Origin of the sequence: Brevibacterium aurantiacum (assembly GCF_003932995.1) — a bacterium.
In the GTDB taxonomy this organism is placed as follows: Bacteria; Actinomycetota; Actinomycetes; order Actinomycetales; family Brevibacteriaceae; genus Brevibacterium; species Brevibacterium aurantiacum.
The window spans coordinates 778,311-793,152 of sequence record NZ_CP025333.1 but is presented as its reverse complement, the minus strand read 5'-3'; the positions used below and the strand labels follow the sequence as shown (position 1 = coordinate 793,152).

Sequence of the window (14,842 nt, the reverse complement as noted above, 5' to 3'; positions counted from 1 at the left end):
GTCTTCGGTAGAGTGATCGGCATGCCCTACCGCACGATCGCCGCCCCCGTTGAGACCGAGATCGAGATCAAGAAGTCACGCTTCATCGGCTTCCTCGCGCCGGTCGCCGACGAGGCAGAGGCTCGGGAGGTCATCGCCGAGCGCCGCAGCGCCCACCCGAAGGCGCGCCATCATTGCACCGCGTTCGTCCTCGATCCCGATTCGCGCACACAGCGCTTCAGCGATGACGGGGAACCAGCAGGAACGGCCGGGGCGCCGATCCTCGACGTCGTCTCCGGCCACGGTCTGACCTTCGTCGTTGCGGTCGTGACCAGGTACTTCGGGGGTACTCTGCTGGGTGCGGGAGGACTCGTCCGCGCTTACGGCCAGGCCACCTCGGCGGCCTTGGAGACGGCACGCATCGTGACGAAGCATGAGCTGGTGCCGGTGCGAGCCGAGGTGGACTACGCCCAGGCCAATGCCCTGGATCGGGCGGCCGGGAACCGGGGCTGGACGACACGGTCACAGTACGGTGCCGCCGTGCATCTGGACATGATGGTCCCCGTCGCCGAGGTGGACGCGGCCCTGGCGATATACGCAGACGTCACCGCCGGTCAGGCAGAGCCCGCCGTCGGTGACGTCGAATGGGTGTGATCAGGTCTGGGTGTCGATCAGTGCTGAACTGATCAGTCCAGAGCTGCGATCTTCCCGACCTGTGCGTTGGTGAGCATGACGAGGTCCTCGGGACGGATCTCGATCTCGAGGCCACGGCGGCCTGCGGAGACGAAGACCGAGGAGTGCTCGAGTGCGGTGCGGTCGATGACGACCGGCACAGCATGACGCTGCCCGAACGGAGAGACTCCGCCGACCGGGTAGCCGGTGCGGCGCTCGGTCTCGGCCACGCCTGCCAGCTGAGCCTTCTTCGCTCCGCGTGCCGACGCGAGACCCTTGAGGTCGAGCTGCCCGGACACGGGGACCAGGGCGGTGACGGGTGCGCCGTCGACCTGGATCATCAGGGTCTTGAACACCTGGTCGGAGCCGACGCCGAGCTTATCGGCTGCTTCGGACCCGTAACGGCGGGTGCTGGGGTCGTGATCGAAGCTGTGCAGGGTGTATTCGATGCCTGCCAGGTTGAGTACACGGACGGCCGGGGTAGCCGCGCTTGTCGGTTTGGATGCCACTGTCATAAAGGGGTCGTGCCTCCTGCCCGTAAATCTGCGGGGACACGCGGAGCATTTCTGCCCGGGGCTTTCGCCCCTGTGTTCCCGCGTCGATACGGACGGAATGTTGTATCGAATGCTGATGGGTACCCGCCCACAATAAGCGAAGTCCAGGCTCAAGCGCCAATCAATGACGGGTGATGAAGAGTGAGAAACCACCTACGACCTGGGGTGACGCTGGACTTCACCGTCGCTTGGGGGACTGCGGAGGGGCGTCTGGGTTCAGCCCCAGCCGATCTCGTGGAGGCGTTCGTCGTCGATTCCGTAGAAGTGGGCGATCTCGTGGACGATGGTGATGACGATCTCGCTGCGCAGGTGATCGCGGTCCTCGGCAAAGGAGATGAGGTTGTCGCGGTAGAGGAAGATGTTGTCCGGCAGTTCGAGGCCGGAGATTCCCCGCTCCCCCACCGGCGTTCCGTCATAGAGGCCCAGCAGGTGCGTGTTCCCATCCTCGGGTCGGTCCTCGACGAAGAGGGCGACATTGTCGAGTTCGTCGGTCACGCCCGCGGGAAGCTGGTCGATTGCCTCATCAAGGATCGTTTCGAACTCTTCATCACTGAGGTCTTCCATGTCCCCAGCCTAATGGGAGGGTCTCCGAAGCGGCTGTGGACTGCCCTCTCGATCACCGGTTCGCTGGCGTTCGAAACAGTGTGACCGAGGACACGGGTTGCCGGTTTGCGCTCAGCAAAAAGGTTGGGATAAGCTTAACGTCGTTGCCCCGGGGGAATCCGAGGACAACCTGGGCCCCCATCGTCTAGAGGCCTAGGACACCGCCCTTTCACGGCGGCGACACGGGTTCGAATCCCGTTGGGGGTACGGTGTAGGATTGGAAAGTCCGCCACCACAACGGATACACTAGTTACACCAGTTAGGCCCTGTAGCGCAGTTGGTTAGCGCGCCGCCCTGTCACGGCGGAGGTCGCCGGTTCGAGTCCGGTCAGGGTCGCGGAGCACAAGGCTCTTCTTCGGAAGGGCCTTTGTTTCTCTCAGCATACTTCGGTATGTTGACGGCCTGGCTCTGTAGCTCAGTTGGTAGAGCGTTCGACTGAAAATCGAAAGGTCACCGGATCGACGCCGGTCGGAGCCACAAACAGGAAGCCCCGCTTCCCCTTGAAACTAAAGGGAGAGCGGGGCTTCTTCGCGTCCAGGCTTGACGAGATCACCCGGATATGCAGGTCGATCTATAGACACTTCTGCCGAAACTGATAGTCACTTTTTGGACGCTTTTCCGGAAGGCCCTACGCGGTCACTCCGGCCTCGCCAGAGCCGAGGCCAGCACCCGCCCCGCCTCCACCTTCGCGTCATCCCAGACACCCGCGTATGTGTTCAGAGTCGTCCCCGCGTCGGCGTGGCCGAGCTGAGACTGGACCGTCTTCACGTCCGTCCCCTGCCGAATCAGGTGAGACGCTGCCGTGTGGCGCATGTCATGAGGAGTCGGCTTCTTGAAATCGACATCGTCAGGTTTGAGAACCTGGAAGCCGCCGCCATCGCTAGTAGCGATGACCTTAACCGCGTGATCGAACTGTGGTTCGATCCACTCCCCCGGCGTTCGGAGAACGTCCTGCAATGACTGAGACTGGCTCCGCTCCTTCAGAGCCTTCGCAGTCTTAGGACCAAAGAAGGCGACACCCTTCTTTCGCTCCGAGACCCCCAGCTCTGACTGCAGGTCCGCGATGGCGCTGCAAGCCCTAGACGCAGCCTTCCCGAACTTCCGATCAGCCCAGTTATCCCGGTTAAGGTCACGGCCCTGCTCCGTGGTGAAGATGCGATCACGATCTCCTCGGCCCTCGACAGCCTCAGCAATGAGAGCCCGGACCCAATCGTCGATGTAGACGGAACGGTCTTCGTGAGACTTCGTGCGCGTCTCGTAGACCTTGCCGTGGTCAAGGGCGAGCGCCTTGTTCACCACGATCTCGCCGGTGTCAGGGTCGAAGTCCTCGACCCGAAGCGCGGCCACCTCGCCGAACCGAAGGCCCGTCGAGGCCATGACGAGGATGATATTCCGCGTCGTTGCGTCCGGCGCGAACGCCGCCAGCCTCCACACCTGCCGTGTGGAGAGGTAGACGTGAGGCTTCTTCTTCCGTCGCCAAGGCCACCGATGAACTGGCATCAGCCAGAGACCAGCTCGCCGGGGCACTGGCACTCATCGCAGAGCTTGACGCTCAGCTCGACAGCCCCGAGCCCTTGGCCAAAGGTCACGGTGCGAAGGTAGCCGACGCCCAGGCCCAGGCACAGCAGTTGCAGCGACTCGTCAAACGGAGAGAGGACAGTCTCACAGACGCCAGGGCGATCCTCGCCCAGGCTGAAGAAGAGGTTTGGACCGCCAAGGTCAACACCCTCGCGGAGCAGGTTGCCGCGTTCGACCACGAGCAGTTCACCGCCGAGTTTGTCGCCAAGGTCCAGCCAATCCTCGACAAGCACCTCGAACAGGTATACGAGATCAAGGCCGCCGAGACCGAACTTCGTTCCCTCGCCGGCAAGGAACGGCACCCCAGCGACCGAGTGTCGTTCACTCCCGATATGCACCGTGACCTGATCGTCGACGGGGACAAGGTTTACCCTCTGGCACCTCAGCATCTCGTCAAGGATCTCGGGTCCAAGCTCACCGATACTCGTTACGATTCCAGCGTCGCCGAAGCACTTGCAGAACAGCGAGCTGCCCAGGCAGAAGAGCGTGCGGAGCGAGAAGCCCAGTACGCCGAGAACCGTCGCCTTACGGACGCAGCGCGAGGACCAGCACCAGCAGGTGCACGCGTCAGCCGGGACCGTGAAGGCAAGGAAATCTGGATGCGCCCAGCCACCGTGCACAAGGCAGGACACGGCAACCGCTGAGTCTGACTGAGTAGCTTCACCATCAGCCCGTCAGGGCCGGGATTCGTTCCTGGTCTTGACGGGCTTTTTTCGTACCCGGAAGTCTGATCGACTTCCCCGACGTTCTGAAAATTTTGAGATGACTCATGCATGAGTCATTTGACCGGGGCCGTCCGTCAAGGCCCCCCGTCCTAGTTGCTCTTCACCATCCACCAGCAAGGACACCTTGCCCATACAGACACTGAGCAGTCCATTGCTGCATGGATATCTGAAGGTAGGCCGTGCACTCCTGCTATGACAACCGGTGCTTACACACTGGGCGGGAGGGGCCCTCCGCCCCTCTTAAGTACGGGATGCTCGGGCGCGTACTCTGCCAGCGTTTGCTCGAGTTCGGCTATCCGGGCTAGATAGCTTTGTCTCGCCATCATCTCGGCAATGTTCTCCGCGTGAGTTGTCAGTTCCAAATGATCTGGATTGAGGCACGAAGTGTTTGCGCACTTATGGTGCGCAAACAGCCCGTCAATCGGATGCCCTAGGTGGGCTTCGAGTGACAGTCTGTGTGCAAGGAACTGGCCAGCCTTGTTGAACCCAAGGCGGCCATAGCCGCGTGAGTCAATTGTGCCTTCCCATATCCAGCAGCCGGACGGATCCTTCGTCGTCCTCTTCTCAAGCTCTTCGGCTACAACAGGGTAATTGCTCTCAGTGAGAGCAATGCGCATTCGGCCCCAATTTTGCTTCTCTCGGGCGGGACAGGTGGGCGAGCAGTATTTGGTTCCGCGACTCTTCGTCGTGAAGGACTTGCCGCAAGCCGTGCAATTCCGGTTGTAGACCTTTGGGCTTCGACTCTTACGTGAAGCCTCGTTGAGTTCCAGGTGCCTAAGTCTCCGGCATTCGGAGTCATCACAAACCCAGGAATTCTTTCGCTTCGGTGTGAACCGCTTTCCGCATTGAGAACAGGACCGATCTTCGAGGACCGCACCGAGCGTCCCGCGTTTGAGCTGCGTATAGTGCCTGTCACAGAGCCCCCTTGAGACGGTCTCGCCATCGCACAACTCGACCTTGCAGGAGGGCTTGGAGATTACAGGGCGCTCCCATAGCGGGTCGCCGTGTTTGTGCCATTTGTCGTAGTGAGGGTGGCACCAGCCACGCGAATACGACTCGCGGTCGCATCCGTCGATTGAGCACGATTTGTCGGTTGCCATGCCTAGATATTACAGGTGGAGTCGGAAGCAAGAGAATGTCCAAAGAAGTACACCTACTCAGACAAGTTCAGACGGTTTCGAGAACCGCCAGAACTAGATCTGTGGAGTTGATCGGTGAATGGCGTGCTTCTGGTGGCGTTAGCTGGTGATGAGGGTGCTGGCGGCTGCTTCGATGACGTCGTCGGTGATGGTGTCGAGTTGGTTGATCTTCAGGACGCGTCCGATTTGGGGGAAGAGGCGTTCGAGGAGGCGGAAGTTGCCTCTGGTGATGCGTTCGATCGCGGCGATGGCTTGGGCGTCGGTGAAGTCGTCGGGGTCGAGGGTGCGGCCGAGGCGTTTCCAGTGGCGGGTCAGGACGAAAAGTAGTTCTTCGCGTGCGAGGGCGCGGTAGCGGTGGGAGAACCCGAGGCGACTGTAGAGCTGGGGGTAGTGGCGGAAGCGTTGGTCGATGCCGGGCATCCCGATGAACATGAGGGCGACGTGGTGGCGGTCGTGGAGGTCTCGGAGGAGTTCGAGTGAGGTCGGCGTGAGTCGTTCGGCCTCGTCGATGATGATCAGTTCGGTGAAGTCGATGGTGCGGGGAACGTCGGTGGTCGTGATCTTCCCGATCGCGCAGAGGTGCTCGTAGATCAGGACTCCGACCTTCCCGCGGTAGAACTCGATATCGCGCATGAGATCGCGGTGCTTGGCGAGGACCTCGGGGGTGTAGAACACGGTGCGGGAGCGGTGGGCGGCGGCGTAGTGCTTTAGGTCGGCCTCGCTGCGTGGCCCCCAGGCCTGGATGAAGGGTTCGAGGGTGTCCCAGTGGGCGTACCGGCGGGCGGACTGCGTCTTGCCGACGCCGGCCTCGCCGTGGCAGATGCCGATGGTGACGTCCTTGCGGATGGCGCCGGCGAACTCGGTGAAGCGGCGGTGTTCCTTGGTGACGATGAAGTCGCGGTTCATCTACTCGTCCTCTTCGTAGGTCTTCAGGCGCTTCCTGGGCCGTCGCGCGGGAGCGGGCGGCGTGGGCGCATCGTAAGGGGGGCGTGGAGTCGTGGGGATGCGGTCGTTGATGTCCTTGCGTAGCTGCCGGCGGCGGGCTCGTCGGGCGGTTTCGATGTCGTGGAGGCTGTAGCGCTGGTTGGGGTGGGCTTCGTCGATCGCTGTGCACACGAAGGTGTCGTGGTCGTGGACACGGATCTCGGACAGGTCCCGGGGGTCGTAGCGGATGGTGACCGTGCGTCCGACGAACGAGGCGAGCGTGGGCGAGAGGTAGCGCTGGCCTTGGAAGTGGATCCCGTCGCGCTGGACGGTGCGATGCTTGGAGACCCGCAGAAGCAGCCCGTCGAGCTCCTCGAGACTCTCGGGTAGTCGCGGCAGCCATCCCTCAGCGATCCAGGCCGCCTTTGGGCTCGTGCGGATCGCGGTGTGCGTGCGCTGGTTGTACTGGCCGACGAACTCCCCGACGGCCCGGTCGAGACCAGGAAGGACCAGCACCGGCACTGGATGTGGGTTTCCAGGGGTGAGGCGCCCGGGCAGGGTCGCGAGCAGTTCGGTGTTGACGGTGTGGAAGAACCGCTCGATCTTTCCTCTTCCCTGGGGGCGGGCGACCGTGGAGTGGATGATTCGGATCTTCAACGCGATCGCGGTGTACTCGAGGTGATGGCTGGTGAAGTCGCTGCCGTGGTCGACGTAGAGGACGTCTGGGATGCCGCACATCGGCCAGGCGGGGTCACTCTTGGGCCAGATCGCTTGGCGCAACGCCAGCGCGGTGTTCATCGCCGAGGGCGCGCCCTCGAAGACCATGTACCCGCAGATCGCCCGCGAGTAGTCATCCATGACCGTGGTCAGCCACGGCCTGGATGGTCTCCCGCTGGGGTCCTTGATGAGGATGTCGAGCTCGGTGTGGTCGACCTGCCACAGGGCATTGGGACGCTCAGCGCGGTGGCGGAAGACGAGCTCATGGCGGTCCCGGTAGGATGCTGGCCCCTCGAGAGCGAGCGTCACCATCCCGGGATCCAGTGCCTGCACGATCGACCGCACCGTCGCGTAGCTCGGCGTACTCACGCTTCTTCGTGCGGCCTCGGCTGCGGTCAGGCGGTGCAGTGTCGCGATGCTGGGGCGGGGCTTGGTCAGAGCCAGGTGCTCCACGAAAGCCACCAGCTCAGGCGCGGTGCGCCGCACGCCAGCATCGGCGCGCTGTGCCCGCTCAAGAGCCGAGATGCCACCAGCCCGGTAGAGGCTGTGCCAACGCGAGAGCGTTCGCTCTCCCACCCCGGCCTCCCGCGCGAGACTCGCCAGCGGGATGCCGTCTTCGACGTGGAGCCGCAGAATCTTCCACTTCTGCGACCCGTCCATGTCACGCCTGCGCGATGCTCTCGCGAGCGGCAGCGTCCCGCTGGTGGCGGTACAGCGTCGCCCGAGACCACCCCACCAGGCGCGCCGCCCCCTCAGCGGTGCAACCCTTCGCTCTCTCTTCGGCAGCGATCGCCAGTTTGCGATCCACGACCTCGGGATTCACGGGCGGCCGGCCGAACTTCGTGCCCTGAGCGCGGGCTGCTGCGATCCCCGCGTTGACACGCTCGGTGATCAGCTCGCGTTCGTACTCCGCTAGCGTTGCCAGCATACCGAGCATGAGCCGACCCGACGACGTCTCAGGATCGATCCCGTCGGAGACCGACCGGATCTTCACGCCGCGATCCCGGAGCAGGTTCACGGTGTTGAGCACATCGATGAGCGACCGGCCCAGTCGATCGATCCGCCAGACCACCACCGTGTCCTCAGGCTCCGCATAGGCCAGGAGCTTCTTCATGCCCGGACGCTCCGCCGCGCTCTTCGCCCCGGACGTTACGTCCGAGAACACATCCCGCTTCTGCACCCCTGCCGCAAGAAGAGCGTCAAGCTGCAGCGCCGGGTCCTGCCCCGCCGTCGACACCCGCGTGTACCCCAGAAGTCTCATGACGACATCATGCCTCATAAAGCACATTCACCGGAAGGTCTGAGACAGAACGCGGTGCGACGACTTTACGAGACACCATGGGCCTCCCGTCGACCCAGCTCGTGCCGGCGCCGTAGTCACCAAACGCGGCGTCGCGTAAAGCTGTAGATTCTTGAGGCGCCACCAGCTTGCCACCTTGTGGAAGGGCGGCGATTGCTTGGCGCGAAGCGCTTTCGCCTTGAACTATCCGCGTCGACGTAATCTGGGGCCGACTCTGAGCGCGACTGTGACGTAGCGGTAGAGTTGGTGCCTGCTTGCCGGGCGGCAGAACGCGGGCGCCTGCGTTCAGGCGTCATGGCGAGCAAGGGCTAGTGGAAGGGTGAAGCAGTGGGGCAAGCGCAGGAGCAAGACATGGACACGATGCAGATCGGTGAGGTCGCCGAACGCACCGGGCTGTCGATGCGCACTATCCGCCACTACGACAATGTAGGGCTGGCGCCGCCCTCGGCCCGCAGTGAGGGCGGATTTCGGCTCTACACCCAGGCCGACGTCGAGCGGCTCAACTACGTCCGGCGGATCACTCCGCTGGGATTCAGCCTGGAGGAGACCGCCGAGATCCTCGCCATTCTGGAGGCCAAGGAACCGGTCGAGGCCACTGCCGCGTACTTGGAAAGGGTCCGGGTGGCCCGGGAGAAGATGGCCCGCAAACTGCGCCAAGCCGACGAGCTCATCGACGCCCTGCAGGACCGCGTCCACGACTAAACCTGCCCCCCCCCCCGCTGGCGGAGCGAGGTGGGCCAGCAGCCAGACTCTACCCTCACGTTAGGGTAGAGTTAGTGTCGAAACTTTTCCCGGTGACTACCTGATGCCCCGCCCCTTGGGCGGCCGGGCTGCCTCGTAAGGCCGGGGTCCTTCTTGTTCACGACCTGATGGGAGACCTGCGTGTCCACCACAATCCACACCGCCCCGCCGGCGAATGCCACCCCCGAAGAACGCCAATCCGTCCTGGCGACCCTGAAGCGCCCGCGCTGGCTGAAGACCGAGGTGCTGGCCGGCCTGATCGTCGCGCTGGCGTTGATCCCTGAGGCCATCGCGTTCTCGCTGATCGCCGGGGTGGACCCGCAGGTGGGTCTGTTCGCTGCCGCCACGATGGCCATGTCCATCGCCTTCCTGGGTGGGCGGCCGGCGATGATTTCTGCGGCCACCGCGGCCACCGCTCTGGTGATCGCCCCGCTGATGGCCTCGCACGGGCTGGACTACTTCCTCGTCGCGGTCATCCTTGCCGGTGTCTTCCAGGTGATCCTCGGGGTGCTCGGGGTGGGCAAGCTGATGCGCTTCATCCCCCGGTCGGTGATGGTCGGCTTCGTCAACGCCTTGGGCATCTTGATCTTCACCTCCCAGCTACCAGACCTGATCGGCGTCCCGTGGCTGGTCTACCCGCTCACCGCCGCCGGCCTGGCGATCATCTACCTGCTGCCACGGATCACCACGGTCGTCCCAGCCCCGCTGATCTCGATCATCGTTGTCACCGCTCTGGCCCTGGTCTTCGCACTCAACGTGCCCACCGTCGGGGACAAGGGTCAGCTGCCCGACGCCCTGCCCACCCTGTTCCTGCCTGACGTGCCCTTCACCCTGGAGACCTTCCAGATCGTCGCCCCCTACGCACTGGGCATGGCCCTCGTCGGGCTGCTGGAATCCCTGATGACGGCCAAGCTGGTCGATGACATCACCGACACCCGCTCGAACAAGGTCCGCGAGTCCTGGGGCCAGGGCGCGGCGAACATCATCAGCGGCTTCTTCGGCGGAATGGGCGGCTGCGCGATGGTCGGGCAGACCATGATCAACGTCAAGGCCTCCGGGGCCCGCACCCGGATTTCCACCTTCCTGGCCGGCGTCTTAGTCCTGGTGTTGGCCGTGTCCCTCGGGGAGGTAGTGGCGCTGATCCCGATGGCCGCCCTGGTCGCGGTGATGATCTTCGTGTCGATCGCCACCTTCGACTGGCACTCCGTCCGTCCCTCAACGCTGAAAATGATGCCCAAGTCCGAGACCATCGTCATGGTAGTCACCGTCATCGCGACCGTCGCCACCCACAACCTAGCCGTCGGCGTCGGGCTCGGGGTGCTCACCGCGATGGTGCTCTTCGCCCGCAGGGTCGCGCACTTCGCCACCGTCACGCGCACCGTCAAGGGCGAGGGCGAGCAGGCCGTAGCTCGGTACACCGTGGACGGGGAACTGTTCTGGGCCTCCTCCAACGACCTCTACACCCAGTTCGAGTACGCCGAGGACCCTCAGCGCATCGTCATCGACCTGACGACCTCACACCTGTGGGATGCCTCGACCATCGCCGCACTAGATTCCGTGGAGGACAAGTACCGCCACTACGGCAAGAACGTCGAGGTCATCGGCCTCAACGAGGCCAGCCAAAACATGCGCAACCGCATGTCCGGCAAGCTCGGCGCCGGACACTAAACCACCACGCACCCTCCCCGCGCCCGAGGCTCACACGCTGGACCAGTATTCGCACGTGTCAGCGCGGGGCCCCGCTGTGGCCGGGAGTGCGCCACCGAGCGATCACAGAACGCCGCCATTCATCGCCAAACTTCACATCTCCGATTCCCGCAGGGGCGAACGGAGATAATCATGAACACCATTATGGCGACCCTCATTATTGTCTTTGGCCTCGGCACTGGGATGTCATTCGGGCTGAGCCTGTACTCATTACAGGGTGAAGCTGAGATCCCTTCCGCCTTCCCGCCGATCATGACGATCTGCCTAGTATCGCTCTTTGGTCTCAACTTCGGCATCGGGCTCGGTGGCTTCTTTGCCGGGGATCCGCACGACTACGCAAGAGCGAAGGCCTTCGAGAGTGACCCGCCTGAACCCGCAGCAGCCGCGATGGATGATTGCGCCAACCCAACACCGCTCCAATCCAGTCAGCCTTCGCCCGAGACGCACCGCGACTACTACCGCCTCTAACACCGCCACTCTGCAAGCCACGACACCAATACAACGAGTAGATTAGTCACTTATTAGACACTTTCTCTGATACTTCCCTTTGTTGGTAAGGTCATACATCGAAACTGAAAATCGAAAGGTCACCGGATCGACGCCGGTCGGAGCCACCACACAATGAAAACCCTCGCTTCGGCGAGGGTTTTCGTGTATCCGCAGCCGGCCCACAGCCGCCCAGGCTCAGTCAGCCCTCGCTGAGCGCGGGCAGGGATGCTTCGGGAACCTGCCGCCGATTGCGCGGTGGGAGGATCGTGCCGCGTCGATGAGCCATCCAGACGAAGACGGCCCCTGCGAGAATGCAGATTGCAATGGAGAGCACACTGCCCTCGGGGCCGAAGTCTCCGCCGGTCAGAAGCACCGGGCCCGACATCGTCGCATCCAGCAGCCCCTGCGGAGTATCGGCCCCGGAGACTTCGGTGCTGAAGACTCCGCCAGCAGCGATGTTCCATCCGAAATGCAGACCGATCGGAACCCACAGTCGTCTTGTCGCCATATAGGCAGCGGTGAGCATAAAGCCGGCCTCGACCGCGATGGCGATCGCACCGAAGAGTGAAGCGTTGGGGTTCAGCAGGTGCATGAGGCCGAACGCCAGTCCGGTGACCACCATGGCGATCCATGACCCGGTCCGCTCTTCGACGACTCGGAACAGGACACCCCGGAAGATCACTTCCTCGGTGACCGCGGCTGCTGCCATGAGACCGAGCAGCCCCAACAGTGCTCCCGGAGATCCGAGTCCATCAACCGTGTACCCGCCGAGGAGCGCAATGGCAGCGATCGAAAGACAGAACAGGCCGATGCCGATGAGCGCTCCGAGGCTGAGCGCCCGGAGAGCACCTGCCGATGACACCTCGACGACCGGGCGATGTTCAGTGCGCCGCACGACAGCGCGGTAGACGATGAGCGTGAGGGTGGCAGTGATCAGCCCTGCCAGGAGAGCAAACACACCGTTTCCTCCCACGATATTTGCCGCGACTCCTCCGAGCGCGGTGACTGCCACAACGGCGACAAGCTGTTTGATGAGACGCACGACATTGACTCCATTCATAGGATGACCGGAAGCGTTCGCCCCGTCCATCCGCGACGATAGGGGGCACGTGTCTGGGCCGACATCACTCTGGAGAGTGAAAAGAGAAGAGACCAACTGGTTACGAATCGGTAACTATGGCATGTATTGTGATGTCGGTAACAGCGCCCCCAATCGAACCATGCGCTGAAACTCGAGCTGCAAAGGAGCAAACATATGACCCGCGGTACCCCAATCGAAGGTGCACGAGTACTGATCACCGGCGCCGGCAGCGGCATCGGCCGTCTGATGGCACTCGACGCCGCAGCGCGTGGAGCAGCGGAAGTTCTCATCTGGGATCTCTCAACTGAGAGCGGACAGCGCGTTGCCGACGAGATCGCGGCAACCGGCACCAACGCCCGGTCCTTCACCGTCAACGTGGGCAACTCCAAACAGGTCACAGCAATCGCCGAAGACACCGGACCCGTGGACGTCCTCATCAACTGCGCCGGAATCGTCACCGGCACGAAGCTGCTCGAGGCCGATGAGGCCGCGATCCGCCGAGTCTACGATGTCAACACCCTCGCCCTGTACTGGGTCACCCGTGCCTTCCTGCCCGGAATGCTCGAGCGCGACCGGGGCACGGTGGTCACCATCTCAAGTGCTGCAGGAATGGTCGGCGTAGCCAGGCAGACCGACTACTCGGCGAGCAAGTACGCCGCGGTGGGCTTCACCGAATCACTGCGTGCCGAACTGCGCGCCGATGGTCACAACGTCAACACCCTCGTCGTCTGCCCGTTCTACATCAACACCGGCATGTTCGAAGGCGTCAAGACCAAGTTCCCACGTCTTCTGCCCATCCTCGAAGAGAACAACGTCGCCAACGACGTCCTGGACTCCGTCGAATCGGGTCGTGAGCAGCTGGTCATGCCGTCGTTGGTCCGCATCCTGCCCGGGGCGCGACTGCTGCCAACACGGGTCTTCGACAAGGTGATGGACTTCCTCGGCGTCAACAAGACCATGGATCACTTCACCGGCCGCCGCCCCGTGATCGCAGAACAGAACACTGCATCACCGGCCGCCGAGCTCAATGATGCCGACCCTGTCTCGGCACCCGCATCGCGCTGAGCAGCAACACGGCCCACTCCTCTCATTGTCCCCGCCCCTGCTGGTAGACAATGAGAGGAGTCCCGTCGGCACGAGGGTCGCCGGGATACCGAGGTCTCTGAGGAGGAGTGCGTCATGGCCGTCACCGATCTGGTCCTCGAAGGCGGGGGCGCCAAACTCCCGGGACTCGTCGGCGCGGTCAATGCGCTGAGCTCGGCGAACTATTCCTTCAACCGCATCGCGGGAACCTCGGCCGGCGCGATCGTGGGCGCTCTGACTGCCGCAGGATTCCCTCCGGAACGACTCATCGAAACGATTCTGGGCAAGGACTTCACCGACTTCGAGGACCTCAGCCCGGCCTTCCGTCTCGCGCCGTGGCTGGGGAAGATTCAGGGGCTCGTGTTCCATAAGGGGATGTATCTCGGCTCGGCCCTCTATGACTTCCTTGACGAGCTCCTCGCCGCGCAGGGCATCCGAACCTGGGGCGACCTGCGCCTGCACGATGCCAACAGTGCACTTCCGCCGGAACGCCAGTACCGCCTCGTCGTCATCGTCTCCGATGTCTCACGTGGTCGCATGCTCCGTCTGCCCTGGGACTACCGCGAGGCACTGGGCGTCGACCCGGATTCGCAATCGGTCGCCGAGGCGGTCTGTGCTTCCGCGGCAACTCCGTTCTTCTTCCGGCCCCGCTCCCTGCAGGCAGACCCGCATACCGCCGGCGGTGCCTCGGTGCTCGCGGCCGATGGTGGCCTGCTCTCGAACTTCCCCGTCGACATCTTCGATCGCAGAGACAGCCAGCCTGCACGCTGGCCCACCCTGGGGGTGATGCTCTCGGCCAAGACCACGGCCGAAGCCGAATGGCGGCCCAATGCGAACACCTACCAATATGCGCTCTCGCTGCTGTCGACGATGATCAATGCCCACGACCGGCGCCATATCGATGAGCCCTCGGTCACCGATCGCACGATCTTCGTCGACACCGGTGCACAGAGCAGCACCGACTTCGATCTGACGATGGCGGACAAGATGGAGCTCATCGGGTCAGGTGAGGCCGCGGCCGAAGAGTTCCTCAGCGCCTGGGACTGGCAGGCATGGAAGGAACGCTACGACCGCAGGTGATCGCACCACCTGCGCACCGCCCGCTGCTCGTGCAACAATGTGAGCGTCGACAGACACGACCACCACCGAAGGAGCGATCATGAGCGACAATCCCAACGATCCGACACAGTGGCAGGACGAACCCGAGATGGGTGCACCGCTGATGGATGACCCCACCCTCGACGAACCCACGGCCGATGAGCTCGATGATCCGGAGCTCAATGCCGCCGAGGCGGAAGCCGATGACGTCGATCCGGAACTCGATGTCGAACCCATCGACGCCGAACCCGGTGCCGATGGCCCCGAGGGCACAGGCATCGAAGGTGCCGATGATGCCCTGCTCGAGGACTCGGGTGAGGGCGACGAACTCGATGCCCCGGACATCTCCGGTGAGTTCTCCACGGATTCAGCCACCGCGGCCGATCTGGGGAATCGTCCCGGTGATGAGATGCTGACCGAAGACGAGGACTGAACCGAGAACTGACCTGTGG

At 63.3% G+C, this 14,842-nt stretch carries 16 protein-coding genes and 3 tRNA genes; 11 read left to right on the top strand and 8 right to left on the bottom strand.

Translation table 11 applies throughout. From position 1 onward, the window contains the following. Positions 1-21 precede the first annotated feature (21 nt). Positions 22-633 carry a YigZ family protein gene (locus CXR25_RS03605; protein ID WP_096160408.1) on the top strand — a complete coding sequence of 204 codons (612 nt, stop codon included), beginning with the start codon at positions 22-24 and terminating at the stop codon, positions 631-633. 32 nt (positions 634-665) lie between these two features. On the opposite strand, the gene ybaK is transcribed toward CXR25_RS03605, so the two are convergent. Together ybaK and CXR25_RS03595 are read right to left on the bottom strand one after the other, a co-directional pair. Continuing rightward, positions 666-1,166 (bottom strand): Cys-tRNA(Pro) deacylase, encoded by a 501-nt coding sequence (ybaK, locus tag CXR25_RS03600; RefSeq protein ID WP_009881607.1) that lies wholly within the window; start codon positions 1,164-1,166, stop codon positions 666-668. A 255-nt stretch (positions 1,167-1,421) separates the two neighbouring features. After that, the gene (locus CXR25_RS03595; RefSeq protein WP_009881606.1) at positions 1,422-1,769 is read right to left on the bottom strand and encodes a metallopeptidase family protein; all 348 of its coding nucleotides are present in this window, start codon (positions 1,767-1,769) and stop codon (positions 1,422-1,424) included. Positions 1,770-1,942: 173 nt separating this feature from the next. On the opposite strand from CXR25_RS03595, the gene CXR25_RS03590 reads away from it, so the two are divergent. From CXR25_RS03590 to CXR25_RS03580, 3 genes are all read left to right on the top strand, one after another. Beyond that, positions 1,943-2,015: transfer RNA gene (locus tag CXR25_RS03590), tRNA-Glu, on the top strand. A gap of 55 nt (positions 2,016-2,070) precedes the next feature. Next, a tRNA-Asp gene (locus CXR25_RS03585) sits at positions 2,071-2,144 on the top strand. Positions 2,145-2,212: 68 nt separating this feature from the next. Continuing rightward, positions 2,213-2,285: transfer RNA gene (locus CXR25_RS03580), tRNA-Phe, on the top strand. Between the two features lie 159 nt (positions 2,286-2,444). Here the strand turns inward: CXR25_RS03580 and CXR25_RS03575 are convergent. After that, complete coding sequence (locus tag CXR25_RS03575) at positions 2,445-3,242, bottom strand: tyrosine-type recombinase/integrase (RefSeq protein ID WP_164513940.1); 798 nt, start codon at positions 3,240-3,242, stop codon at positions 2,445-2,447. Positions 3,243-3,247: 5 nt separating this feature from the next. Between CXR25_RS03575 and CXR25_RS03570 the strand changes: the two genes are divergently transcribed. Next, a complete protein-coding gene (locus CXR25_RS03570) occupies positions 3,248-4,030 on the top strand; it encodes a hypothetical protein (protein ID WP_125240428.1) in 783 nt (260 codons plus the stop codon). A gap of 287 nt (positions 4,031-4,317) precedes the next feature. Here CXR25_RS03570 and CXR25_RS19320 read toward each other — a convergent pair whose 3' ends face one another. The 4 genes from CXR25_RS19320 to CXR25_RS03550 all read right to left on the bottom strand — a co-directional run bounded on the left by CXR25_RS19320 (position 4,318) and on the right by CXR25_RS03550 (position 8,152). Further along, a complete protein-coding gene (locus tag CXR25_RS19320; RefSeq protein WP_164513939.1) occupies positions 4,318-4,728 on the bottom strand; it encodes an HNH endonuclease signature motif containing protein in 411 nt (136 codons plus the stop codon). A gap of 621 nt (positions 4,729-5,349) precedes the next feature. Then, positions 5,350-6,156 (bottom strand): AAA family ATPase, encoded by an 807-nt coding sequence (locus CXR25_RS03560; RefSeq protein ID WP_114384514.1) that lies wholly within the window; start codon positions 6,154-6,156, stop codon positions 5,350-5,352. Further along, positions 6,157-7,551, bottom strand: a complete 1,395-nt coding sequence (locus CXR25_RS03555; RefSeq protein WP_114384513.1) for a Mu transposase C-terminal domain-containing protein — start codon at positions 7,549-7,551, stop codon at positions 6,157-6,159. It lies immediately after the preceding gene. Position 7,552: 1 nt separating this feature from the next. Next, positions 7,553-8,152, bottom strand: a complete 600-nt coding sequence (locus tag CXR25_RS03550; RefSeq protein ID WP_114384512.1) for a recombinase family protein — start codon at positions 8,150-8,152, stop codon at positions 7,553-7,555. A 390-nt stretch (positions 8,153-8,542) separates the two neighbouring features. Between CXR25_RS03550 and CXR25_RS03545 the strand changes: the two genes are divergently transcribed. The 3 genes from CXR25_RS03545 (at position 8,543) to CXR25_RS03535 (ending at position 11,107) form a co-directional block, all read left to right on the top strand. Next, complete coding sequence (locus CXR25_RS03545; RefSeq protein ID WP_019160177.1) at positions 8,543-8,893, top strand: MerR family transcriptional regulator; 351 nt, start codon at positions 8,543-8,545, stop codon at positions 8,891-8,893. A 180-nt stretch (positions 8,894-9,073) separates the two neighbouring features. Continuing rightward, the gene (locus CXR25_RS03540) at positions 9,074-10,600 is read left to right on the top strand and encodes a SulP family inorganic anion transporter (RefSeq protein WP_055085098.1); all 1,527 of its coding nucleotides are present in this window, start codon (positions 9,074-9,076) and stop codon (positions 10,598-10,600) included. 171 nt (positions 10,601-10,771) lie between these two features. Further along, positions 10,772-11,107: a hypothetical protein gene (locus CXR25_RS03535; RefSeq protein ID WP_114384511.1), complete on the top strand. Its 336-nt coding sequence runs from the start codon at positions 10,772-10,774 to the stop codon at positions 11,105-11,107. 220 nt (positions 11,108-11,327) lie between these two features. On the opposite strand, the gene CXR25_RS03530 is transcribed toward CXR25_RS03535, so the two are convergent. Then, positions 11,328-12,188 carry a CPBP family intramembrane glutamic endopeptidase gene (locus CXR25_RS03530; RefSeq protein WP_226823743.1) on the bottom strand — a complete coding sequence of 287 codons (861 nt, stop codon included), beginning with the start codon at positions 12,186-12,188 and terminating at the stop codon, positions 11,328-11,330. A gap of 195 nt (positions 12,189-12,383) precedes the next feature. Here CXR25_RS03530 and CXR25_RS03525 point away from each other — a divergent pair, with 195 nt between their 5' ends. The 3 genes from CXR25_RS03525 to CXR25_RS03515 all read left to right on the top strand — a co-directional run bounded on the left by CXR25_RS03525 (position 12,384) and on the right by CXR25_RS03515 (position 14,823). Continuing rightward, positions 12,384-13,274, top strand: coding sequence for an SDR family oxidoreductase (locus tag CXR25_RS03525; protein WP_009881603.1), 891 nt, complete (start codon positions 12,384-12,386; stop codon positions 13,272-13,274). A 114-nt stretch (positions 13,275-13,388) separates the two neighbouring features. Beyond that, entirely contained in the window at positions 13,389-14,372 is a 984-nt protein-coding gene (locus tag CXR25_RS03520; RefSeq protein ID WP_069599545.1) for a patatin-like phospholipase family protein, read from the top strand. Between the two features lie 79 nt (positions 14,373-14,451). After that, on the top strand, positions 14,452-14,823 hold the full coding sequence (locus CXR25_RS03515; RefSeq protein WP_009881601.1) for a hypothetical protein: 372 nt from the start codon (positions 14,452-14,454) through the stop codon (positions 14,821-14,823). The last annotated feature ends 19 nt before the right edge of the window (positions 14,824-14,842 follow it).

Excerpts from the sequence above, each read along its gene's own strand:
- CXR25_RS03605 (WP_096160408.1), top strand. The coding sequence starts at position 22 with ATGCCCTACCGCACGATCGCCGCCCCCGTTGAGACCGAGATCGAGATC.
- ybaK (WP_009881607.1), bottom strand. The coding sequence starts at position 1,166 with ATGACAGTGGCATCCAAACCGACAAGCGCGGCTACCCCGGCCGTCCGT.
- CXR25_RS03595 (WP_009881606.1), bottom strand. The coding sequence starts at position 1,769 with ATGGAAGACCTCAGTGATGAAGAGTTCGAAACGATCCTTGATGAGGCA.
- CXR25_RS19320 (WP_164513939.1), bottom strand. The coding sequence starts at position 4,728 with ATGCGCATTGCTCTCACTGAGAGCAATTACCCTGTTGTAGCCGAAGAG.
- CXR25_RS03560 (WP_114384514.1), bottom strand. The coding sequence starts at position 6,156 with ATGAACCGCGACTTCATCGTCACCAAGGAACACCGCCGCTTCACCGAG.
- CXR25_RS03555 (WP_114384513.1), bottom strand. The coding sequence starts at position 7,551 with ATGGACGGGTCGCAGAAGTGGAAGATTCTGCGGCTCCACGTCGAAGAC.
- CXR25_RS03550 (WP_114384512.1), bottom strand. The coding sequence starts at position 8,152 with ATGAGACTTCTGGGGTACACGCGGGTGTCGACGGCGGGGCAGGACCCG.
- CXR25_RS03545 (WP_019160177.1), top strand. The coding sequence starts at position 8,543 with ATGGACACGATGCAGATCGGTGAGGTCGCCGAACGCACCGGGCTGTCG.
- CXR25_RS03535 (WP_114384511.1), top strand. The coding sequence starts at position 10,772 with ATGAACACCATTATGGCGACCCTCATTATTGTCTTTGGCCTCGGCACT.
- CXR25_RS03530 (WP_226823743.1), bottom strand. The coding sequence starts at position 12,188 with ATGAATGGAGTCAATGTCGTGCGTCTCATCAAACAGCTTGTCGCCGTT.
- CXR25_RS03525 (WP_009881603.1), top strand. The coding sequence starts at position 12,384 with ATGACCCGCGGTACCCCAATCGAAGGTGCACGAGTACTGATCACCGGC.
- CXR25_RS03520 (WP_069599545.1), top strand. The coding sequence starts at position 13,389 with ATGGCCGTCACCGATCTGGTCCTCGAAGGCGGGGGCGCCAAACTCCCG.
- CXR25_RS03515 (WP_009881601.1), top strand. The coding sequence starts at position 14,452 with ATGAGCGACAATCCCAACGATCCGACACAGTGGCAGGACGAACCCGAG.